Annotated in this window: 19 protein-coding genes; 7 read left to right on the top strand and 12 right to left on the bottom strand. The window is 60.7% G+C overall.

Annotated elements, in window-relative coordinates:
- Nucleotides 1–172 precede the first annotated feature (172 nt).
- The 5 genes from ASE80_RS05835 to ASE80_RS05815 all read right to left on the bottom strand — a co-directional run bounded on the left by ASE80_RS05835 (nucleotide 173) and on the right by ASE80_RS05815 (nucleotide 7,045).
- Nucleotides 173–1,021 (bottom strand): NAD-dependent protein deacetylase, encoded by an 849-nt coding sequence (locus ASE80_RS05835; protein ID WP_056858069.1) that lies wholly within the window; start codon nucleotides 1,019–1,021, stop codon nucleotides 173–175.
- Nucleotides 1,022–1,029: 8 nt separating this feature from the next.
- Complete coding sequence (locus ASE80_RS05830; RefSeq protein WP_056858068.1) at nucleotides 1,030–1,470, bottom strand: CBS domain-containing protein; 441 nt, start codon at nucleotides 1,468–1,470, stop codon at nucleotides 1,030–1,032.
- A gap of 132 nt (nucleotides 1,471–1,602) precedes the next feature.
- Nucleotides 1,603–3,552 (bottom strand): DNA topoisomerase III, encoded by a 1,950-nt coding sequence (locus ASE80_RS05825; protein ID WP_056858080.1) that lies wholly within the window; start codon nucleotides 3,550–3,552, stop codon nucleotides 1,603–1,605.
- 158 nt (nucleotides 3,553–3,710) lie between these two features.
- Nucleotides 3,711–5,333, bottom strand: coding sequence for an MFS transporter (locus tag ASE80_RS05820; protein ID WP_017135018.1), 1,623 nt, complete (start codon nucleotides 5,331–5,333; stop codon nucleotides 3,711–3,713).
- Between the two features lie 65 nt (nucleotides 5,334–5,398).
- On the bottom strand, nucleotides 5,399–7,045 hold the full coding sequence (locus tag ASE80_RS05815; RefSeq protein WP_056858067.1) for a GMC family oxidoreductase: 1,647 nt from the start codon (nucleotides 7,043–7,045) through the stop codon (nucleotides 5,399–5,401).
- A gap of 129 nt (nucleotides 7,046–7,174) precedes the next feature.
- On the opposite strand from ASE80_RS05815, the gene ASE80_RS05810 reads away from it, so the two are divergent.
- Complete coding sequence (locus ASE80_RS05810) at nucleotides 7,175–8,068, top strand: LysR family transcriptional regulator (RefSeq protein ID WP_056858066.1); 894 nt, start codon at nucleotides 7,175–7,177, stop codon at nucleotides 8,066–8,068.
- Between the two features lie 135 nt (nucleotides 8,069–8,203).
- On the opposite strand, the gene ASE80_RS05805 is transcribed toward ASE80_RS05810, so the two are convergent.
- From ASE80_RS05805 to ASE80_RS05790, 4 genes are all read right to left on the bottom strand, one after another.
- On the bottom strand, nucleotides 8,204–10,063 hold the full coding sequence (locus ASE80_RS05805) for a DUF3857 domain-containing transglutaminase family protein (RefSeq protein ID WP_056858079.1): 1,860 nt from the start codon (nucleotides 10,061–10,063) through the stop codon (nucleotides 8,204–8,206).
- A 141-nt stretch (nucleotides 10,064–10,204) separates the two neighbouring features.
- Nucleotides 10,205–11,329: a DNA alkylation repair protein gene (locus ASE80_RS05800; RefSeq protein ID WP_056858065.1), complete on the bottom strand. Its 1,125-nt coding sequence runs from the start codon at nucleotides 11,327–11,329 to the stop codon at nucleotides 10,205–10,207.
- A 14-nt stretch (nucleotides 11,330–11,343) separates the two neighbouring features.
- On the bottom strand, nucleotides 11,344–12,690 hold the full coding sequence (locus ASE80_RS05795; RefSeq protein ID WP_056858064.1) for a glutamine synthetase family protein: 1,347 nt from the start codon (nucleotides 12,688–12,690) through the stop codon (nucleotides 11,344–11,346).
- A gap of 11 nt (nucleotides 12,691–12,701) precedes the next feature.
- Nucleotides 12,702–13,259 carry a helix-turn-helix domain-containing protein gene (locus tag ASE80_RS05790; RefSeq protein ID WP_056858078.1) on the bottom strand — a complete coding sequence of 186 codons (558 nt, stop codon included), beginning with the start codon at nucleotides 13,257–13,259 and terminating at the stop codon, nucleotides 12,702–12,704.
- A 155-nt stretch (nucleotides 13,260–13,414) separates the two neighbouring features.
- Here ASE80_RS05790 and ASE80_RS05785 point away from each other — a divergent pair, with 155 nt between their 5' ends.
- Complete coding sequence (locus tag ASE80_RS05785) at nucleotides 13,415–13,723, top strand: RcnB family protein (protein WP_056858063.1); 309 nt, start codon at nucleotides 13,415–13,417, stop codon at nucleotides 13,721–13,723.
- A gap of 119 nt (nucleotides 13,724–13,842) precedes the next feature.
- Here the strand turns inward: ASE80_RS05785 and ASE80_RS05780 are convergent, their stop codons facing one another.
- From ASE80_RS05780 to ASE80_RS05770, 3 genes are all read right to left on the bottom strand, one after another.
- Nucleotides 13,843–14,115 (bottom strand): DUF1652 domain-containing protein, encoded by a 273-nt coding sequence (locus ASE80_RS05780; protein ID WP_056858062.1) that lies wholly within the window; start codon nucleotides 14,113–14,115, stop codon nucleotides 13,843–13,845.
- 14 nt (nucleotides 14,116–14,129) lie between these two features.
- On the bottom strand, nucleotides 14,130–14,381 hold the full coding sequence (locus tag ASE80_RS05775) for a CsbD family protein (protein ID WP_056858061.1): 252 nt from the start codon (nucleotides 14,379–14,381) through the stop codon (nucleotides 14,130–14,132).
- Between the two features lie 133 nt (nucleotides 14,382–14,514).
- Nucleotides 14,515–16,011, bottom strand: a complete 1,497-nt coding sequence (locus ASE80_RS05770; protein ID WP_056858060.1) for a PAS domain S-box protein — start codon at nucleotides 16,009–16,011, stop codon at nucleotides 14,515–14,517.
- A 171-nt stretch (nucleotides 16,012–16,182) separates the two neighbouring features.
- On the opposite strand from ASE80_RS05770, the gene ASE80_RS05765 reads away from it, so the two are divergent.
- From ASE80_RS05765 to ASE80_RS05745, 5 genes are all read left to right on the top strand, one after another.
- A complete protein-coding gene (locus ASE80_RS05765; RefSeq protein ID WP_056858059.1) occupies nucleotides 16,183–17,151 on the top strand; it encodes a hypothetical protein in 969 nt (322 codons plus the stop codon).
- A 117-nt stretch (nucleotides 17,152–17,268) separates the two neighbouring features.
- Nucleotides 17,269–17,889, top strand: coding sequence for a transglycosylase SLT domain-containing protein (locus ASE80_RS05760; protein ID WP_017138992.1), 621 nt, complete (start codon nucleotides 17,269–17,271; stop codon nucleotides 17,887–17,889).
- Nucleotides 17,890–18,597: 708 nt separating this feature from the next.
- A complete protein-coding gene (locus tag ASE80_RS05755; RefSeq protein WP_056858058.1) occupies nucleotides 18,598–18,942 on the top strand; it encodes an FKBP-type peptidyl-prolyl cis-trans isomerase in 345 nt (114 codons plus the stop codon).
- Nucleotides 18,943–18,955: 13 nt separating this feature from the next.
- The gene (locus ASE80_RS05750) at nucleotides 18,956–19,540 is read left to right on the top strand and encodes a GNAT family N-acetyltransferase (protein WP_056858057.1); all 585 of its coding nucleotides are present in this window, start codon (nucleotides 18,956–18,958) and stop codon (nucleotides 19,538–19,540) included.
- 574 nt (nucleotides 19,541–20,114) lie between these two features.
- Nucleotides 20,115–20,831 carry an MgtC/SapB family protein gene (locus ASE80_RS05745; RefSeq protein WP_056858056.1) on the top strand — a complete coding sequence of 239 codons (717 nt, stop codon included), beginning with the start codon at nucleotides 20,115–20,117 and terminating at the stop codon, nucleotides 20,829–20,831.
- Nucleotides 20,832–21,005 lie beyond the last annotated feature (174 nt).

Below are 21,005 nucleotides of genomic sequence, written 5' to 3'. Positions count from 1 at the left end.
ACGGCCTTTGCCCCGCCCGCGTTCTTCAACCTTACGATGAACCAGTTTGATGCGCGACAGCGCTACATCGAAGAGGTGGCGGGGCCTCCCACATTTTTGATTTGAAGTGTGCCTACTCCCACATTTTTGATTTGAAGTGTGCCTACTCCCACATTTTTGATTTGAAGTGTGCCTACTGTCCCAATCGTTCGGCCAGCAGGGGCAACAATCGCTCGCATGACGCCTCGATCTTCACCTGCAACAGCTCATCCCCTCGGGTCTTGCCCAGGTTGATGGCTATCACCGGCTTGCCTTGCTCCACCATCGCCTTGCACAGGCGAAACGCGGAATAGGCCATCAGCGAAGAACCCACCACCAGCAGCCCGTCGGCATGCTCAACGGCGGCCATGGCCCTGGCTGCCGTCGCCGGTGCCACGTTCTCGCCAAAAAATACAACGTCTGGCTTCAAGCGCTCGCCATTGCAATGGGGGCAGCGCGGCACCTGGAAGCGTTCTTCAAACGTAGGATCGAGCAGGGTGTCACCGTCAGGCGCCTGCACCGCGTGGACCTCGGCCAGGTAAGGATTGTCGATTTCCATCTGCCGCTGGATCACGTCGCGGGTACTGCGCTGCTGGCAGTCCAGGCAGAGCACACGATGCAGGCTGCCATGCAGTTCGATCACATCATGGCTGCCGGCCTGATCATGCAGGGTGTCGACGTTTTGCGTGATCAGCCCGCTGATACGCTCGCGTTGCTGCAGTGTTGCCAGCGCCAGATGAGCCTGGTTCGGCTGCGCAATACGCACCCGTGGCCAACCCAGCATGGCGCGTGCCCAATAGCGGCGGCGCGCTTGCGCGGTGGCGAGGAATTCCTGGTACATCATCGGCGCCCTGCCACGGCGCACGCCTTCGCTGTCGCGGTAATCCGGGATGCCCGATGACGTGCTGATACCTGCACCGGTCAAGACCAAAAAGCGTCGTTCAGCCATGGCCCGGTACAGGGTGTCGAGGTGATTTTCTTGATGGTCCAGCGTATCGAGCATGGGTTCCCCTATTCGCCGCGGATGTACTGCTCCAGCTGTTTGATCAGATCGGCCTGTTCGGCAATGGCCTCTTTTACCAAGTCACCGATGGACAGCAGGCCCAGCAGTTTGCCGTCTTCGACCACGGGCAGGTGGCGCAGGTGACTGTCGGTCATGATGTTCATGCATTCTTCGACACTCTTATGGGTATCTACGGTGATGACAGGTGAACTCATTACCTCATGGACCTTTGTGGTGACCGACGAAAGGCCTTTGAGCATGATTTTGCGCGCGTAATCACGTTCACTGAGGATGCCGACAACTGCGCCTTCCTTGACCACCGGCAAGGCCCCTACGTTTTTTTCTGACATCCGCACCAGCGCCTCAAACACCGTGTGATCCCATTGGATGGTATGCACGTCCTGATTCTTCTGGTCCTTGGCTTTGAGCACTTGTGCAACGGTTTTCATGGCGGCCACTCCGGTGTTGTTGTTAGGAAGTCAGCGAGTCCCCTACAGAATCCTAGACGGGCTACAGCGCTGCAAGGCCCAAAGCGGCGTTAAACCCGTCGAAAAACGTCATTCACTGGTTTATTTCGCGTTTTAGCCGGCACTTTTCGGTTTTTTCGCCCGCTTTGGAGCGCCTGTCGTCTTGCGCGGTGCGGCCTTGCGTTTGTTTTTCCACGGCGTGGCGCCTCGGCCCGCCGGGCTGGCCGGACCGGTGATGGTCATGCGCATGCCATTGCAGCGTGCCACTTGTTTGCTCATCCAGGCCGCCTGCTTGGCGACGAATTCTTCCAGGCTCATCTCTCCGCTTTGCACCATGTCCAGCGCCTGCTCCCAGATCGCAGTGGTACCTGGGTCGGCAATCGCCCGCGGCACCGCGTCGATCAGGCTGAACGCCGCCGCAGTGGCCGACAGTGCCTTGCCGTTTTTGACCAGATAACCCCGGTCGAGCAAACCCTGGATAATCCCGGCGCGGGTGGCTTCGGTGCCGATACCGGTGGTGTCCTTGAGCTTTTGCTTGAGCAGCGGGTCTTGCACCAGTTTGGCGACGTTTTTCATCGCCTTGATCAGGTCACCCTCGGTGAAGGGCTTGGGCGGCTGGGTCCACAGGTCCTTGAGGTTGACCTTGGCCACCGCATAATCCTGACCTTGCACCAAGGTCGGCAAGGCCTGCGGTGCGGGGGCTTCACGGCCTTTGGCGGGCGCGAGCGCCTCGGGCAGGGCGCGCTTCCAGCCCGGCTCGATGATGACTTTACCTACCGCGCGCAAGGCCTGGCCTGCGCAGTCGAAATCCGCCTGGGTGCGATCGTATTCATGGTTGGGCAGGAACTGCGCCAGGTAACGTGCGCGAATCAGCGTGTAGACCGCACGGTGCTTGCCGGTCAGTTGCGCGACGTCCTTACCGGCACCCGTAGGAATGATGCCGTGGTGCGCGCTGACCTTGGCGTCGTTCCAGGCCCGCGAGCGGCGTTGCGGGTCGATATGCGCCATCAACTCATTCACCGCCGCATCCGCGCGGGCCAGCGCGGCCAAGATCTTCGGCGCATCACTGTGTTGGCTGAGCGGCAGATAGCCGCAATCACTGCGAGGGTAGGTGATGACTTTGTGGGTTTCGTAAAGGGACTGCGCGATGTCCAGGGTTTCCTGGGCGCCGAGGCCGAGCTTCTTGGAACAGATTTCCTGCAACGTGCCGAGGTCGAAGGGCAGGGGCGCCACCTCGCGCACGCGCTCGGTACGCAGTTTGACCAGCCTGGCGCTGGCGGCGTGGGCCATCGCATCGGCGGCAGCGCGGGCCAGTTGCGGGTCAAGACAGCGGCCTTGATCGTCGCAGGCATCCTCAGCGGCGCGCCATTGAGCCGTGAAGGTCATGGGGCCGTGGCGCAGGTCGACATCAATGGCCCAGTAAGCCACCGGCACAAAGTCGGCGATGCTGCGGTCGCGGTCTACCACCAGACGCAAGGTCGGGGTTTGCACGCGGCCCACCGGCAATACGCCTTGATAGCCGGATTGACGCCCGAGCAGGGTAAACAGGCGACTCATGTTCATGCCGATCAGCCAGTCGGCGCGCGAGCGGCCCAGGGCCGAGTGGTACAGGCTGAAGGTTTCGGCGCCGGGTTTGAGGGCAGCCAAGGCCTTGCGGATGGAGGCTTCATCCAGCGCCGATAACCATAAGCGCTGGATCGGCCCACGATAGCGGCAATGCTCCACCAGCTCCCGGGCGATCATCTCGCCTTCGCGGTCGGCGTCGGTGGCGATCACCAGTTCCTGGGCTTCCCCGAGCAAACGCTTGACGGCCTTGAACTGGCTGGCGGTCTTGGGCTTGACCAGCATCTTCCATTTTTCCGGCACGATCGGCAGGTCGGCCAGCACCCAGCGCTTGTATTTGGCGTCGTAGGCGTCGGGCGGGGCGGTTTCCAGCAGGTGGCCGATGCACCAGGTGACTGTGACCCCATTACCCAGCCAGCAGCCGTCGCCACGCCGGCTGGCGCCGAGCACGGCCGCGATATCCTTGGCCTGGGAGGGTTTTTCACAGAGGTACAGCCGCATGGTCATCACATCAAATCGGGTCGATGCCTTGCAGGATGCTCAGTCAAAGGCAATTGAGCAACCTTTATCTGTATGGATGTACAGCTGTAAGTTTCAAGCTGCAAGCTGCAAGTAGAAGCCGATCAGCTTTTACTTGGCGCTTGCAGCTTGCAGCTGACTCAATTGTTATTGATATCCACGTTCTTGGTTTCTTTCAGGCAGAACAACCCCACAATCAAGCTCACCCCGGTCACCACCACCGGGTACCACAGGCCGTAGAAGATATCGCCGGTGTACACCACCAAGGCAAACGACACGGTCGGCAGGAACCCGCCAAACCAGCCGTTACCGATGTGGTAGGGCAGGGACATCGAGGTGTAGCGGATACGCGTCGGGAACAGTTCCACCATCAGCGCCGCCAGCGGGCCGTAGCACATGGCGGCGATGAGGATCAGCACCACGATCAGCACCACCACCATCACCTTGTTGACCTGCGCCACATCCGCCGAGGTCGGGTAGCCGGCCAGGGTCACCGCGCCGCGCAGGGCCGCTTCGTCGTAACCGTCGATGCGCACATCACCGACGCTCACCTGCACCGGGCTGCCGGCTGGCGCGGCGGCGCTGCTGTAGGGCAGACCTTGCTTGACCAGGAAGGTCTTGACCTTGTCGCACGGGCTGTCAAAACGCGCCTTGCCGACCGGGTCGAACTGGAAGGTGCAGGTGGCCGGGTCGGCCAATACGGTGATCGGCGCCTGGTGGCTGGCCTGGTCCATCGCCGGGTTGGTGTAGTGCGCCAGCCCCTTGAAGATCGGGAAGTACAGCGCGGTGGCCAGCAGCAAGCCGAGCATCAGCACCGGTTTGCGCCCAACCTTGTCCGACAGCCATCCAAAGAGGATGAAGAACGGTGCGCCGATTACCACGCTGATGATCAGCAGCATATTGGCCAGGGCCGGGTCCATCTTCAGGAATTGCGTGAGGAAGAACAACACGTAGAACTGCGCGGCGTAGAAGGTCACTGCCTGCCCGCCGTTGATGCTGAACAGCGCAATCAGCACCACCTTGAGGTTTTCCCATTTGCCGAAGGATTCGCGGATCGGCGACTTGCTCGCCTTGCCTTCCTCTTTCATTTTCAGGAATGCCGGCGACTCATGCAGGCTCATGCGGATCCAGGTGGAAATGCCCAGCAGCACAATCGAGAACAGGAACGGGATGCGCCAGCCCCACACTTCGAACTGGTCGCCGGTGAAGTAACGGCAAGCCAGCACCACCAGCAGCGACAGCAGCAGGCCCAAAGTGGCGGTGGATTGAATCCAGCTGGTGTGCAGGCCGCGTTTGCCGGCCGGTGCGTGCTCGGCCACATAAGTGGCTGCACCGCCATATTCGCCGCCCAACGCCAGGCCTTGCAGCATGCGCAGCACGATCAGAATGATCGGCGCCGCAATGCCGATGCTGGCATAGGTCGGCAACAGCCCGACACAGAAGGTCGCCACGCCCATGAGGATGATGGTGACCAAAAACGTGTACTTGCGCCCGATCATGTCGCCCAGGCGGCCGAACACCAACGCGCCGAACGGCCGCACCACAAAGCCTGCGGCAAAGGCCATCAAGGCAAAAATAAACGCCGTGGTGTCATTCACCCCGGCAAAGAATTGCTTGCTGATCACCGCCGCCAGGGCGCCGTAGAGGAAAAAGTCATACCACTCGAACACCGTCCCTAAAGACGAGGCGAAGATGACTTTCCTTGATTCGCTGCCGGTGCTCGCCTTGACGGCCGAGCCCAGGGGTTGAGCATGTTCTGACATCGGGTATCCCTCACAGTGATTATTTATTGTTGTTCCACTGTCGGCGCCGGGTGCGGCGCCGCTATTCAGATTGCATGAACCGTTTCTCTCTGCGGGGCGAGACTCCTTGTGTTCGGCGAAAGCATCAGCTGCGCTGCCTTTTCCGCAATCATCAGTGTAGGTGAGCACGTGTTGCCGGATGTGATGCGTGGCATCACCGAGGCATCGGCAATGCGCAGGCCCGGCACGCCATGCACGCGCAGTTGGGCATCGACCACTGCATCGTTGTCATTGCCCATGCGGCAAGTGCCCACCGGGTGGAAAATCGTCGTGCCGATGCGTGCAGCGGCTTCATGCAGCTGTTCTTCGGTTTGCAGCGCGTCGCCCGGCAGGTATTCCACCGGCTTGAACTGGCTCAGGGCCGGTGCGGCGACAATGCGGCGGGTCAGGCGGATCGCGTCGGCGGCCACGCGCAAATCTTCGGGATGGCTGAGGTAGTTGGGCCGTATCAGGGGGGCATCCGCAGGGTTGGCCGAACGGATATCAATGCGGCCACGGCTTTGCGGGCGCAGGTCGCAGACCGACGCGGTAAACGCCGGGAACGCATGCAGCGGCTCGCCAAAACGCTCCAGGGACAGTGGCTGCACATGGTATTCAAGGTTGGCCGACGCCTGTTCCGGGCCGGAGCGGGCGAAGGCGCCGAGCTGGCTGGGCGCCATCGACAATGGGCCGCTGCGGTCATACAGGTAGCGCAGGCCCATGCCCATTTTGCCCAACAGCGTGCCGGCGATCTGGTTCAAGGTGCGTGCGTTTTCCAGCTTGTAGATCAGCCGCAGTTGCAGGTGGTCCTGCAGGTTGCCACCGACACCCGGCAGTTCATGCAGCACGTTGATGCCCAATGGCTTGAGCACATGGGACGGGCCAATCCCCGAGCGTTGCAGGATACCCGGCGAGCCGACGGAACCGGCGCACAGGACGATTTCCTTGCGTGCCTTCCAGCTCAGTTGTTGCCCATGTTGACGCCCGACCACGGCCGAAGCGCGACCGTTTTCCAGCACCACGCGATCGACTTCCACTTCGGTCAGCACGGTGAGGTTGGGGCGCTGGCGGATCGGTTTGAGAAACGCCTTCGCCGCGTTCCAGCGCACCCCGGCCTTCTGGTTGACCTGGAAGTAGCCGCAGCCTTCATTGTCGCCCTGGTTGAAATCGCTGATCGGCGCGATGCCACTTTGCGCCGCCGCATCGCGAAAGGCATCGAGGATCGGCCAGTGCAAGCGCTGTTGCTCCACGCGCCATTCACCGCCGTCACTGTGAAATTCCGAGCCTCCGGCAAAATGGTTTTCGCTCTGTTTGAACAGCGGCAGCACGTCTTTCCAGGCCCAGCCGGGGTTGCCTGCGGCGGCCCAGCCGTCGTAATCCTGGGCTTGGCCACGCATATAGATCATGCCGTTGATGGACGAGCAGCCGCCCAGCACCTTGCCGCGTGGGTAACTCAGCGCACGGCCTTGCAGGCCTTCCTGGGCTTCGGTCTTGAAGCACCAGTCGGTGCGCGGGTTGCCGATGCAGAACAAGTAGCCGACGGGAATGTGGATCCAGGGGTAATTGTCGCGGCCACCGGCTTCGAGCAGCAGCACGCGGTGGGCGGGGTTGGCGGACAATCGATTAGCCAGCAGGCAGCCTGCGGGGCCGGCGCCTACGACGATGTAATCGTATTCAGCAGTTGCAATGGGCATCTGAGGTCTCGCTTGTTTTTCTTATTGGCCCCATCCTAGTTGTTAGTTTTCGTCTTAAAAATGTTAGTTTTTACCCAGCTGCTGTGCGTTTTTAAACAGCGCGGCTCAGGCTCTCGCATTGGAGGCGACATGTTCGACTGGAATGACCTGCGGTTTTTTCTTGAGCTGCAACGCAGTGGCCGCCTGCTCACCGCTGCGCAGCGCCTGAAAACCACGCACGCCACCGTGGCCCGGCATATCGAGGCCATCGAGAAGAGCCTTGGCACCGCGCTGTTCGTGCAGCATGCCCAAGGCTACGAACTGACGCCTTCCGGAGAAGCGCTGCTCAAGCACGCCGAGGCCATGGAAAACGTCGCGTTGCTGGCCGAAGACGAACTCACCCATTCCGCTGCGCCGCTGGGCAAGATCCGCCTTGGCGTGGCCGAGGGGTTGGGCGTGATGTTCCTCGCCAGCCGCATGGGTGGGCTGTTCGAGCGTTATCCGGGGCTGGAAGTGGAGCTGGTGGCGGTGCCGCGCTTTGTGAGCATTCTCAACCGTGAAGCGGAAATCAGCATCCACCTCGAGCGCCCCAGCGTCGACCAACTCGTCACGCGCAAACTCACCGACTACCGCCTGGCGCTCTACGCCAGCCGTGCCTACCTTGCGCGCCACCCGCCGATCGAAAAACGTGAAGACCTCGCCGCCCATGCCTGGATTGATTACGTGGATGACCTGCTGTTCAGCCAGGAACTCAAGTTCCTCAGCAGCTTTTGCCGCAACCCCAAGGTGGTGTTTCACAGCACCAGCGTGATTGCTCAACACCAGGCGGCGCGTTCGGGATTAGGCATTGCGGTGTTGCCGTGCTTCATGGCCGCCGGCGACCCGGACCTGGTGCCTTTGCTGCCGGCAGAAAGCATCCAGCGCAGCTACTGGATCAGCTCGCGCCGGGAACTGCACAAGTCGGTGCGGTTGCGGGTGTTGTGGGATTATGTGGTGGAGTTGTGCGCGCGGGAGCAAGGCTTGCTGCTCGGCGAAACCCACTGAAGAAACCGGATAAAAAAATGTGGGAGCTGGCTTGCCTGCGATGAGTCCCTGTCAGTCAACTTATTTGTTGAATGACACACTGCAATCGCAGGCAAGCCAGCTCCCACATTGGGTTTGTGTTGTGTCAGTGAGTTATTAGAGCTTCACCACCTGATGCACCTGCTCGGCACACGCCCGCGCTTCTTTTATCATCTTGCCAAACGCTTCACTGGCGACTTCCCCATGGGTCAGCCAGCGTATTTTCTGGCTCAGGCGATAGTGATACTGCAGGCCGTTATCCGTGCGCTTGCCGTCCAGATCCAGGTCATACCACGGCGAGCGCACCTGGCAGCCGGGGATGGCTTTTTCCATCTGCCCACCGGTCAGCGTGAAGCGGTAGTCGTAGGTTTCGGGGTTGCCCAGGTAAAGGTCGGCTTGTTGATCATGGCGGCGGTAGTTGATGAAGCCATCCCAGCGGCCTCTGAGTGACTCGTCGGTGTAGACGTAGTCGTTTGCGAGCTTTTCCAGCGCGCGCTGGTCGTTCATGCTGGCGTTGACGGTGTAGCCGTCGTGCACCACGAAGGCGGTGGGTGGGCGGGTGATTGTGCAGTCGCTGATTTCGTTGCCGAAGTTGCCGCAGATGTTCTGGTCGGTGGCGGTGGTGCCTTGTTGGCGATCGGCGACGCTCATTTGCATCAGCGGCAGGCGGCTGAAGGTGATGGTGGCCTGGGTGGCGCCATTGCCTTGCTTGTCGAAGTGCACTTTTTTGTCCAGGCGCAGGGTGGTTTCCGGGCGTTCCAGCGGGATCTGTTCTTCGCGTACCTGGCCCTGAGCATCATTGACCAGCACCCAGCGGTCCTGAATGTCGGGCATGGTCTGGCCGGGTGCGAACACCGGGTTGGTCGGGTCGAGCCACCAGACCTGGCCATCGACTTCGGCACGCACGATGGCGTGGTTCGCCGCGTTGGTGCCAGGGATCAGCAATGAGAACGCTACGTCACCACGGCTGACCCAGGCGGTCTCGGCCTTGATGCCGCTGGCTTTGAGCATTGCGGTCAGCAGGATCGCCAGGTCTTTGCAGTCGCCATAACCATGCTGCTCGATTTCCGCCAGGTTGAACGGCACATAACCGCGCTCGGTAGCGCGCCAGTCGCCCAGGTAGCGGTAGTGGTCGTTGATGTGCTGCATCAGCGCTTCGACCTGTTGTGCCGGCGCCAGGTTGCGTGCGGCGGCTACGGCAGCGGCCGCTTGCGCCGGCAGGTTGGCGCCGAGGATCTGGTTATAACGCTGGGCAAAATCACCGAAATACGCCTGGCGGTCCAGGGCGCTGCCCACTTCCAGGCGCGGGATGCGTTGCAGCGCTGCGCTGGAGGATTCGTTGATGTAATTGAGATAGGTCGGCTTTTTTTGCACCACGTCCAGGGTCTTGCCGTTGGCGGATGCCGTTACTTTGAAACCGTCGAACAACTCACTGCGCCACTGGATCGGGCGTTCGGCGGTAAAGCGCACCTTCACGTGGTCGCGACGGAATGCGCTGGGGCCAAACATGATTGCGTAGTGAAACTGGGTCACCAGCGGTTTGGCGGCGCGATGTTCGCGCACGGTGTAGCGAATTTGCGTGCCTACGCGCAGGTTCGGGAAGGCCAGCGAAGTTTGCTTGTCGCGGCTGAAGCCCTGGTCCGGGTTGGGCGCGGTGCGCGTGTCGATTTGCGCTGCGTCCAGTGCGACCGGCTTGGCGCCCGGCTGGGTGGATTGCGCGCTGATCACTTCAAAGGTGTCGCCTTCGGAGTAATCGAAGTCGATGCGCGAGAGCATTTCGCGGCCGCTGGGCTTGAGGATGGTGTAGTGCTGGGTTGTAGTGCAGTCGGTGCTGGCGTCGCGGTTGAAGTGGCAGTGCAGCTCGGTGTCGCTGGCCAGCGGGGCTTCGGCCATGGGTTGCAGGGCGGCACTGACACCGTGGGAAACCAGCCCCAGGCTCAGGGCAAGCAAGGGGCAGTGAAACGAAAAACGGTACAAACGGTGCGAACTGTACATGGGCGCCTCGGGTGACACAGTGAAACAACTACCCGATGGGTAGTGAGAAGGCGCCGGATGATAATGGATCGCAACAACAAAAGCCAGGATTGTCTGACAATAAATGTGTCTGAAAGGCCCGTGCTAGAGCCTTTTGTTTGATTTTGTGTCAGGTTTTAGCAATTCAAATTCGGCACTGGCGAGCTTTTCGCCGTTCACCAGCACATGCACCCAATGCTTGCCCGCGTAATGCTTGCGCGTGGTCAACTCACGGATATGTTGTTCGCGGCGAATGGGGTGATGTTCGCCTGCACCCAGGGTAAAGGCCTTGAGCTTGAACACTTTCTGCGCGCTGTGGCCGGCACTTTTTACGTAGTCGATGGCGTAGTCGACCACCAGCTTCTGCGCGGCGGTGGCGGTGGATTCCAGACTGAACGACAGGTTGATCCGCTCGCCCAGGTTGATCACCGCCGGTGTGACTTTCAGGTGGTGAATGTTGACCTCGGCCCTGGCGCCGGCACCCATGATCGTCAGTGCGCGGGGATTGCCTTGCTTGATCAGGCTGCGCAAGGCGTGCCGGGCGATCCAGGCGGTGTGCGGGTTGTCCAGGTTCCAGCCTTCGATCAGGCTGAGCACCCAGTCCGGCTGGTCCTTGGTGATGTCGTTGAGGTGGTTGGCCACCGACTTGCGCACATACAGGCTGCTGTCGGCCTTGAGGTTATCCAGGATCGAGGCGCACAGCTGCGGGTTGGCCTGCACCGCCGCCAAGCGAAAGGACCAGGGCAGGCGAGGTCGCGAGCCTTCACTGGCAAGGCGCCGCACATGTTCGTTGGCGTCCAGCGACCACTGCTGCATCACGGCCAGGGTGCGCTCAAGGTCGTTCAACAAGAACGGGCGAATGGCGAACTCGGCCGAGCCAAACACGGTGAAGTATTTGAGCGCGGCCATGGAGCGCTTGAAGTCATTCAGGCCGTAACTGGCCACGTAGTGCGGCAGGAACAGGCACACAAATGCACTGTTCAAGCGCGGGGCCAGCGCATACAGGAGCTTGAGGGTGTGCGCGTAATCCAATGGGATGACCGCATGCAGGCTCTCACTGACCCGCGCCATGCGCTGCATCACCGACAACTCGGCCAGCCCGGCTTTGGCGTGCTTTAGAAAGCCTTTGGCGTCGAACGCCGGATACACCGCCGTCATTTCACTGGCGATGTGTTGCAGGCGTTCGACGTTGAAGATTTCCTTGAGGGCCGGGGCGCTTTGGTCGGTCATCGGTGATTCCAGGGCTAGAGAAACCAGCGGTATTCCCGCGCGTTGATCTCTTGTTGAAAGGCCAGGTGGTCCTGGCGTTTGTTTTCGCAGTACACGTCGATAAATTCGGCGCCCAGCTTATCGCGCACTACCGCTTGATGCTGCATGGCGCGCACGGCCTCGAGCATTTCCAGGGGGAAGTCGGCGCCGCTGTTACGGTCCTCGTTCAGCGGCGCGATGGGTTCTTGCCCGGTTTCAAGGCCATGCTCCAAGCCTGCCAGGATCGCTGCCAGCACCAGGTACGGGTTGGCATCGGCGCTGGCCAGGCGGTGTTCGATGCGCAGGTTGCGCGGGTCGGATTCGGGAATGCGCACGCACGCGTCGCGGTCCTCAAAGCCCCAGCTGGCGCGAGTGGCCGCGTTCACGGTGCCACCCAAGCGGCGGAAGGCGTTGTGGTTGGGCGAGAAGATCGGCATGCAGTGCGGCAGCAATTGCAGGCAACCGGCCACCGCGTGGCGCAGCGGTTGCTGCTGGTGCGCCGCGAGTAAATTATTGCCCGCGCCGTCATACAGGCTGACATGCACATGCATGCCGCTGCCGGGAAATTGCAGGTAAGGCTTGGCCATAAAGCTGGCGCGGTAGCCGTGCTTGAGTGCCACGCCACGCGTGCTGCGGCAGAACAGCGCGGCCCAGTCGGCGGCGCGCAGGCCGTCGTCGCAGTGGCCGAAGTTGATCTCGAACTGGCCGGGGCCGAGTTCGGCGGTGATCACCGTGATGTCGATGCCTTGGGCCTGGGCGGTTTGCGCCATGTCGTCGAGCACTTCACTGAAGCGCGACAGTCGCTCGATATGCAGGTTGGGCTGGTCGTCAGCGTCGCCACTCAACGGGTCGCGGGCAAATTGCGGCAGGCCGTCGTCGAGTTTTTTATCGAACAGGTAAAATTCCAGCTCAAACGCCACTACCGGGTGAATGCCCTTGTGCTGCAGGCGTTCCAGCACCTTGGCCAGCACTTCACGTGGTTCGAACTCAATCGGCGCTTCGGTGCCATCCGAGGTGATCAACATCTGCCCCAGCGGCTGCGCTTCCCAGCTCACCGGCTTGAGGGTGCCTGGCACCAGGCGGCGGTTGGCATCCGGGTCGCCGTCGTGAAAGCAATAATCACCGATCTTGAACAGCCCGCCCTGAGCGCCCAGCAGCACGGCGTTTTGCGGCAGCTTCAGCGGGCTGCCGGCGGCGACTTTTTCAAGCATCTCCACCGGGTAGCGCTTGCCGTAGAAATGCCCCGGAATGTCCAGGGCGATCAGGTCGACGTAACGCACCTCGGGGTGGTTCTGGCGAAAGGTCCGTACTTCGGCCAGCAACGTGGAGGTTTGGCTTTTCACGGGTGTTGCTCCTAGTTGTAAACCCACAATACGCGGGCGGGCAGATCAGTCAGGTTGGCGTAGCGGCAATGGGCAAAGCTGGCCAGGTGGAAGCTGTCGCCAGGGCCGAGGGTGACCGGGTCAGTCTCACCTTCCACCCACAGCGTCAACTCGCCCTCCAGCACAAAACCGGCCTGCTCGGCGCGGTCGCTCATGGTCTGCTCGCCACTGTTGGCACCGGGCGCCAACAGGCTGTCGAGCATCGAAAATGCGCCGTGCATGCTGGGCGACACCAGAATGTCGGTGATGCCATTGGCGTAATACACCGTGCGCCGCTCGTTGGGGCGCGTGACCCAATCCACCGCCTTGGGTTTGGGCAGGCTGTAGAAGTAGGTGGTGGGCACATCGAGGGCATGGCTGATGGCGGTGAGATCGGCCACGGTAGGGCGCGACAGGCCGCGTTCGACTTGAGACACAAAGCCCACCGAACGCTCGATTTTTTGCGCGAGTTGGGCGAGGGTGAGTTTCTTGTGCTTGCGCAGGTCGTGGATGAGGACGGCCAGTGTGTCGAGTTCTTGTTGTTGATTCATGAAATTAATGTCGAGAAATTTCATGAAAAATTACAGGATTTATTTCACGCTGGCAATGAATGTGGCACAGCTTTTGTGGCGAGGGTGACAACTTGAATGATTCCATGCGCCTGCGGTCGGAACCTGGGTACGCATCATTCATTGAAGGAGCACCCATGAAGTCCAAGACCCTAGCCGCTTGCCTGCTGCTCACCGCCGGGCTGTCCACCGCCAGCTTTGTCGTGCAGGCCGGTGATACACCTCAGGAAACCGTGCAGCCTTCGAGCATCAATACGCGGGATTTGAAAGAGGGCGACCGCGCCCCGGATATCCTGATGCGCAAGGAATCGGCGGTCAGCGACTGGAAAAAACGTGGCCTCAAGCAGCCGGAGGCAGACAGCCAATGGGCACGGGTGGGGGACAAGTTTGTGCTGCTTAAAACCACCAACGGCACCATTCTCGAGATCACCCCCGTCAAGCGCTGATCAGTGTGTTTTCCTCGTTAACGCACTAAGGTAACCGGCCATCCCGGTCGCGTTACCTCACCCATCACGTTAGCCTCGACCTCACCCAGGTCGGCCTGGATATCAGCCTGCCTGCATTTTTATTGGGTCGTCGTTGAAGCAAAATCATCCAGCGTGAGCTTGCCGACGTTGTTGCTCTGCAGTTCGTAGCGCAACTCTTCAACCATCTTGGCTACTTCTTGCGGGGTCTGCAGTCGGTTGGTGCTGATGCCGGTGACTACCAGGTCAACCCGGCCGGTCTCGGCGTCGTATACCTTGAGGGTCAGTGACGCGTCCCGGCACAGGGTGAACTCGCAGGTCAGCGGCGACAAACCTTCTTCGATGCAGTTGCGCAATTGAGAGAGGGTAAACATGGGCCTCGGCCTCCTCAACGGCGACGCAGCAACAGGCCCACGAGCAAACCGATACCGGCAACGACAGCCACGGTCGTCAGGGGTTTGTTTTTGGCGAAGTCACCGACGGTCTCCAGCGCGTCGCCGTACGTTTGCTGCAGTTGACCTGCCGCCTGACGCGCCACACCTCCAGCCTGCAATTGTTCATCACCGGTGAGGTCGCCGATAAAGCCCTGGGCCTTGCCGGCAACTTTCTCTACAGCGCCTTTGACTTGTTCGCTTTTCATCGTGCTTTCCTTCGGAAGAGATCAAACCATTTCGGCACGGGGCCATAGGCCCTGTGCCCACTCTTCAAGGTTAAGCAGCGTGCTGCGATGGAATAAGGCGAATTTGCACTGGTCGCACTAGTGCATTTGCACTCTATGGTTTGCTTTTGATGCGCAGTTCGCCGGCAAACAAGCCACGCTCCCTGGCCCACACAATAGCCGCGCTGCGGCTGTGCACGCCGAGTTTGGAGTACACCGTGGCCACATGGTTACGCACGGTGTTGGGCGCAAGTTTCAGGCGCGAGGCAATCTCTTTGTCGGCCAGGCCTTCGCAGATCAGACCCAGCACATCACGCTCACGGGCGGTGAGGTCGGTGAAGGCCACATTCGGCAGGTTGGGGCTGTTGACGCTCTTGGCGTTGGCCAACTTCTCGATCAGGGTCTGGCTGAACCAGGAGGCGTCCTGCATCACTTCCTCAATGGCCGCCACCAGCTCAAGCTCCGAGCGTTTGCGTTCGGTGATGTTCATCAGCACCAGCAGGTAGCAGGGCACGTCCTCGATAACCACCGTGTCGGCGGAGACCACGCAGTCGATCACCTCGTTGCCTTTCTTGCGCACCTTGAGGTCCTGGCCTTCGAGGTTGCCGGCCTTTTCCAGGGTAGTGAACAATTGCGCTCCAGCCGGGGCGCTGTCGATGAAGTTGATGTCCTCAACGTTCTTGCCGATCAGTTCTTCACTGGTGTAGCCGGTGATATTCATGAACGCTTCGTTGATATCCACCACTTGCCGGTTGGCGGCGTTGCACACCAGGGTGGGGACCGGCGTCAGGCGGAAAGATTTGGCGAAACGCTCTTCGCTCTGGCGCAGGGCGATTTCTGCCTTGCGCCGTGGCTCCAGGTCGGTGAAGGAAAACAGCATGCAGTCTTCTTCGTTCATGTCCAACGGCTGGCCGGCGACGATCACCAGTTTGCTGCCGCCTTCGGGCAGGCGCAGTTCAGCCTGCATCTGCGGGATGGTCGCACCATCGCCCAAGCGCTGAATGGCGAGGTCCTTGCGATCGGCGTGTTCCAGTACATCCAGTTCATAGACGGATTTGCCGATGACCTGATCACGGTTGTAACCGGTCATCTCCAGGAAACCCTGGTTGACCTTGATGTAACGCAGGTCGCTGAGACGGCAGATCACCGCAGGTGCCGGGTTGGCGTTGAAGGTTTTCTCGAAGCGTTGTTCTGCGCTGGCCCACTCGGTGGCGTCGCTGAGGATCAGCACCAACAGCTCCGGTTCGCCGTGGGCGTCCGTCAGCACCAGGCTGCGCAAGCGGTGCACCCAACTGCGGCCTTCGTCGTCGGCGGGGGTGACTTCCACCACCACATCGCTGAATTCTTCACCGGCTGCTACTCGGCTGAGCGGGTAGCTGTCCAGCGGCAAGGGATGGTTGTTGCGATAGCGCAAGGCAAAGCGCTTGGCGTACTGCTCGGTATTGGCGCCGAGCTGCTCGACCTCACTGACTCCGTGCATGGCCAGCGCGGCTTCGTTGGCCCACAGGATGGTCTGGTCGACTTCGGCCAGGATCACACCGTCCGATAACCCGGAGATGATCAGCTGCAATTGGCGGCGGTTGGTTTCTTTGGCAAGAACGTCCTGGGTCATGGTCTCTCCGGGGATGGGCGCATGAAGGGTACGACACCCAGGCATCAGGATAGTGCACACAAAGTGCCCATTGCGGGGTGCGAATGCACCAGAGGCTCTGGTGCATTTGCGCGGGGACGACCGGCAACGCGCTTGCCAGACTGCAACGGTCAACCACTCAAAGGATTAATCATGACAACTGTCTATGAAACCAACCGTTCACCGTTTCGCGTGTCCTGGAGCTCTGTGCTGGCCGGCAGTGCAATTGCCCTGGTGACCTACCTGGTGCTCAGCGTACTGGGCACGGCCATTGGCGCAAGTGCCGTCAACCCGATGGAAGCGGGCAACCCGCTGAGCGGCTTCGGCACGGGCGCCGGGATCTGGCTGTTTGTTTCCACCCTGGTGGCTGTCGGCCTCGGCGCCTTTGTGGCCGGGCGCACTGCACCGGACCGTGGCGGCTTGCACGGCGTATTGACCTGGACCTTCACCACCTTGCTCACCACCTGGCTGCTGGCTGGTCTAGCTGCCAGTGTGGTCGGCACCGCCGGTAATGTGGTGGGCAAAGGCTTGTCCGCCGCCGGCAGTGGTATCGCCGCTGCTGCGCCTGGGATCGGCAATAGCATCAAGCAGCAGTTGAACGAGCAAGGCATCCAACTCGATTGGAACAGCCTGCAAGGCCAACTCGACACCTTGCTCAAGCAGAGCGGCAAGCCTGAGCTGGACCCGGCCAACGTCGAGCAGAAAACCGACCAGGCCGCCGCCGACGGCAAGCAATCGGCCAAGGACGCCGCGACCAACCCTGCCCAGGCCGGTGATGAGTTGAAGCAGTGGTTCGAACGCGTCAAAGCCTCCGGCGAACCTGCGTTGAATGCAGCGGATAAAGACGCGCTGGTCAACATCGTGGCGGCTCGTACCGGCAAGAGCAAAGCCGAAGCCACCCAGATCGTGGACAACTATGCCCAGGCTTATCAGCAAGCCATGCAGAAGGTTGATGAGCTGAAGCAGCAAGCCGAGCAGAAAGCCCGTGAAGCCGGTGAAGTAGCGGCTAAACAGCTGTCCCGCGCAGCCTGGAGCACCTTGGCCATGTTGCTGTTGGGTGTGGCGTTGAGCTTCTTTGTGGGTCGTACCGCACTGACCACGCGTCGCGTGCCGTTGGCTTAAGCTGAGCATGGGCGGCATGGATGCCGCCTGTGGGCGCAGGTGATAACTCGCTCACCCCTGCGCCCGAATGAATGCGTAAAATACCGGCTTTTTACGCGTATCACGCAAAGGTGCACTTTGAGCGCAGGCAAAGCTGTCGGGCTGTTATTACTCACCTCCCTGTTGGCGGCGTGCGGTACTTCACCGCCACGCACGCCAAACGACATCTGCGGCATCTTTCGTGAAAAAGACGACTGGTACGACGCCGCCAAGGTCACGCAAAAGCGCTGGGGCGTGCCGATTCAGGTGCCGTTCGCGATCATGTATCAAGAGTCGGGCTTCCGCCAGGATGCCAAGACCCCGCGCAAATACCTGCTATGGATTATCCCCTGGGGGCGCGTGTCCACCGCCGAAGGCTATTCCCAGGCCAAGGATGAGGTGTGGAACGACTACCGCAAGAGCACCGGCCGCAGTGGTGCGAGCCGTCAGGATTTCGACGACTCCATCGACTTTGTGGGGTGGTACATGGACAAGACCTACACCATCAACGGCGTGTACAAATACGACGCCTACGGCCAGTACCTGAACTACCACGAAGGCTGGGGCGGCTATCGCCAGCGCACCTATGCGGCCAAAGCCTGGCTGCCGCCGGTGGCGAGCAAGGTGCAGGCGCGCTCGCAGATGTACGCGGCGCAATATGCGCGTTGCAAGGATGATCTGGGCCGCGGGTTCTGGAGCCGGTTCTGGCATTGGTTGTAATGAACGCTCGGCTGATCGTTCCCACGCTCCGCGTGGTAATGCATCCAGAGACGCTCCGCGTCCGGCTGCCAGCGTAAGGCTCAAGCCTTGCACAAGGGTGACGCGGAGCGTCACAGGCGGCATTCCCACGCAGAGCRTGGGAACGATCAGAGGTCACTCGCCACAAGAGTTACTCAGTGTGGCTGCATGCACTCCAATGATCGGTCGACCATCACACTGGCCATGTCCACCAAGTGCAATCCTAGAGCGTGGGAACGATCAGAGGTCACTCGCCACAAGAGTTACTCAGTGTGGCTGCATGCACTCCAATGATCGGTCGACCATCACACTGGCCATGTCCACCAAGTGCAATCCTGATCGTTCCCACGCTCCGCGTGGTAATGCATCCCGAGACGCTCTGCGTCCAGCTGCCAGCGTAAGGCTCAAGCCTTGCACAAGGGTGACGCGGAGCGTCACAGGCGGCATTCCCACGCAGAGCGTGGGAACGATCACGTTCCCACGCTCCGCGTGGTAATGCATCCCGAGACGCTCTGCGTCCAGCTGCCAGCGTAAGGCTCAAGCCTTGCACAAGGGTGACGCGGAGCGTCACAGGCGGCATTCCCACGCAGAGCGTGGGAACGATCGGCATAAGGGTGTGGCGAGGGCGCACTTGCCAAGCTCACTCGATTCTGGGAAAACCCCAGCCCTGACTCATCCAACGAGAGCCCCATGAGCAACGATGAACTCCAGATCACCGACACCCGCCAGGGCACCGGCAAAGCCGTGGTCAAGGGTGCGCTGATCACCACCCAATACACCGGCACCCTCGAAGACGGCAGCGTGTTCGATTCGTCCTGGGCGCGCGGCAAGCCGTTCCAGTGCGTGATCGGCACCGGGCGCGTGATCAAGGGCTGGGACCTGGGTTTGATGGGCATGCAGGTCGGCGGCGTGCGCACGCTTTTTGTGCCGGCACACCTGGCTTATGGCGAGCGTTCGATTGGGGCGCATATCAAGCCCAACAGTAATCTGCGTTTTGAAATCGAGTTGCTGGAAGTGCTGACGCGCGACGATTAAAGGGGAAATAAACATGGAAGTTGGTTGCTCACTCGAAGGCATTCGGGTGGTTGAGCTGCACGACGGCGACGCGGGTGAACTGCAGTGTTTTTTTGACCAGGCACCCGAGTATTTCATCGCGGTCAATGGTGAACCGGCATCACCGACCGAAGCGCACGAAGAGTTGCAGGGCTATTTGCCTGCAGGTTGGCATTGCAGCCGGATGTACTGGCTGGGTTATCGCGATGCGCAGGACCAACTGGTTGCCGTGGTGAACATCGCCGCAGATTTGCTGGCCGTCGGCGTATGGCATATCGGTTTGCTACTGGTGCATACGCGCCTGCATGGCACCGGGTTTGCGCGGCAATTGCATGCCGATCTTGAAGCCTGGGCGGTGAGCAACGGTGCCCAGTGGCTGCGGTTGACGGTGGTGGTCGGCAATACCAAGGCTGAGCGCTTCTGGCCCAAGCTTGGGTATGTGCAGGTGCGCACGCGCGAAGGCATCAGCATGGGACGGCAGGTGAACAGGGTGTCGATTCAGGTCAAGCCCGTCGCCGGCGGGCAACTGCATGATTACCTGAAACGGGTTGAGCGGGATCGGCCCGATATGCCGTCATAACAGACATACACAGTTCCTGTGGGAGCTGGCTTGCCTGCGAAAGCGGTATGTCTGCTGGAGTTTTATTGCCTGACACTGCGCCATCGCAGGCAAGCCAGCTCCCTCATTTGGTCTTCGGCGTGGCCAAAAAAACAGTTCCTGAACTCACCCTGAACAATCCATCCAAACGCCATCGGTAAATTCTCCTACGGTTTACTCCCTCGAAAACGCGGGGTAAACTCCGCGCGTTTTCATCAATAGCGGAGACCCTCAGTGGGTACTTGTTCGAGCGACAGTCGTCGGCCGGTTTCGGTAACCGGCACCTACTTGGCAAGGTAACGCGCATTTTTCCTGATGCCGTTGTCTCGCCTCAAAAAGCGAGAAGCGGCATTCCGGCAGCGGCCAGTCCTGGCACCTGCCTGCATCCCTCTCATCGACGCTGACCAGCACCTCAAATCACTTGGGATGCTACGCACGCGCCTGCCTTTTACGGCGGGCGGGCCAAGCTGACTGTGCCTTTACAACGGGCGCGGTGCAGTCGGTCGTACCTGCACGAAGGTTTCCGGCATGCGCAGCAGTCATGGAGATTTTTCTTATGCAGGCAATCAACAACATCAACCTCAACTCCTTGGTCGATACCGTGGTCAGCCTCACCGCGGCGTTTATCCTCGGTGGCTTGATCGGCTTCGAGCGCCAGTACCGCCAGCGTACGGCGGGCTTGCGCACCAACGTGCTGGTGGCGGTGGGCGCGGCGATCTTCGTCGACATGGCCAACCGCCTGGGCGGCGCGGAGGGCGCGGTGCGAGTGGTCGCATACGTGGTGTCGGGCATCGGCTTTTTGGGCGCTGGCGTGATCATGCGCGAAGAAGGCAATGTGCGCGGGCTCAACACGGCCGCCACTCTCTGGGCTTCGGCGGCGGTAGGGGCGTGTGCGGGGGCCGACCTGATCCTTGAAGCGCTGTTGGGCACCCTGTTTGTGCTGGCGGCCAACACCTTGCTGCGGCCGATCGTCAATAACATCAACCGCCAGCCACTGGACGTGGTGTCGGCGGAGGTCACCAACATCCTCTATGTCATCGCCCGGCGCAGCCAGCAACAGGCGGTGATGGTGCTGCTGGAAGCCGAATTGGCGCGCTGCAACTACCCGGCCAGCGACGTTGATGTGCGGCCGTTCGGCAGCGAAGAAGTGGAAATCGAGGCCACCCTGGCCGCGACCTCGGTAGACGGTGACGAACTGGACGCGCTGGTGGCGCGTATTTCCACATCGAGCCTGGTCGTGCAGGCGTTCTGGAGCCCGAGCACCACCGACTGAGAAGCGTGCGCAAAGGCTGTTTTGCGAGGAAAAGTCCTACATGTGATTGGGATTCCCCCTTCGGTCAATACGTTATTTCGTTGTTAAGGTTGCGCACTTGCAGCTAGCCGGTGGTCACGGTTGGGCTACATGTGCTCGGCATGACTTCGATCGAAGGGGCCACCTGAGTGAAGG

Source organism: Pseudomonas sp. Leaf15 (assembly GCF_001421425.1).
In the GTDB taxonomy this organism is placed as follows: Bacteria; Pseudomonadota; Gammaproteobacteria; order Pseudomonadales; family Pseudomonadaceae; genus Aquipseudomonas; species Aquipseudomonas salomonii.
Note: the sequence above shows the minus strand (reverse complement) of the source record. Positions and strands in the feature narration are given on the sequence as shown.

Coding starts and splice junctions, on each gene's coding strand:
- ASE80_RS05790 (WP_056858078.1), bottom strand. CDS start 13,259: ATGAATCAACAACAAGAACTCGACACACTGGCCGTCCTCATCCACGAC.
- ASE80_RS05815 (WP_056858067.1), bottom strand. CDS start 7,045: ATGCCCATTGCAACTGCTGAATACGATTACATCGTCGTAGGCGCCGGC.
- ASE80_RS05835 (WP_056858069.1), bottom strand. CDS start 1,021: ATGCTCGATACGCTGGACCATCAAGAAAATCACCTCGACACCCTGTAC.
- ASE80_RS05750 (WP_056858057.1), top strand. CDS start 18,956: ATGGAAGTTGGTTGCTCACTCGAAGGCATTCGGGTGGTTGAGCTGCAC.
- ASE80_RS05820 (WP_017135018.1), bottom strand. CDS start 5,333: ATGTCAGAACATGCTCAACCCCTGGGCTCGGCCGTCAAGGCGAGCACC.
- ASE80_RS05825 (WP_056858080.1), bottom strand. CDS start 3,552: ATGCGGCTGTACCTCTGTGAAAAACCCTCCCAGGCCAAGGATATCGCG.
- ASE80_RS05800 (WP_056858065.1), bottom strand. CDS start 11,329: ATGACCGACCAAAGCGCCCCGGCCCTCAAGGAAATCTTCAACGTCGAA.
- ASE80_RS05765 (WP_056858059.1), top strand. CDS start 16,183: ATGACAACTGTCTATGAAACCAACCGTTCACCGTTTCGCGTGTCCTGG.
- ASE80_RS05775 (WP_056858061.1), bottom strand. CDS start 14,381: ATGAAAAGCGAACAAGTCAAAGGCGCTGTAGAGAAAGTTGCCGGCAAG.
- ASE80_RS05830 (WP_056858068.1), bottom strand. CDS start 1,470: ATGAAAACCGTTGCACAAGTGCTCAAAGCCAAGGACCAGAAGAATCAG.
- ASE80_RS05785 (WP_056858063.1), top strand. CDS start 13,415: ATGAAGTCCAAGACCCTAGCCGCTTGCCTGCTGCTCACCGCCGGGCTG.
- ASE80_RS05810 (WP_056858066.1), top strand. CDS start 7,175: ATGTTCGACTGGAATGACCTGCGGTTTTTTCTTGAGCTGCAACGCAGT.
- ASE80_RS05770 (WP_056858060.1), bottom strand. CDS start 16,011: ATGACCCAGGACGTTCTTGCCAAAGAAACCAACCGCCGCCAATTGCAG.
- ASE80_RS05755 (WP_056858058.1), top strand. CDS start 18,598: ATGAGCAACGATGAACTCCAGATCACCGACACCCGCCAGGGCACCGGC.
- ASE80_RS05745 (WP_056858056.1), top strand. CDS start 20,115: ATGCAGGCAATCAACAACATCAACCTCAACTCCTTGGTCGATACCGTG.
- ASE80_RS05780 (WP_056858062.1), bottom strand. CDS start 14,115: ATGTTTACCCTCTCTCAATTGCGCAACTGCATCGAAGAAGGTTTGTCG.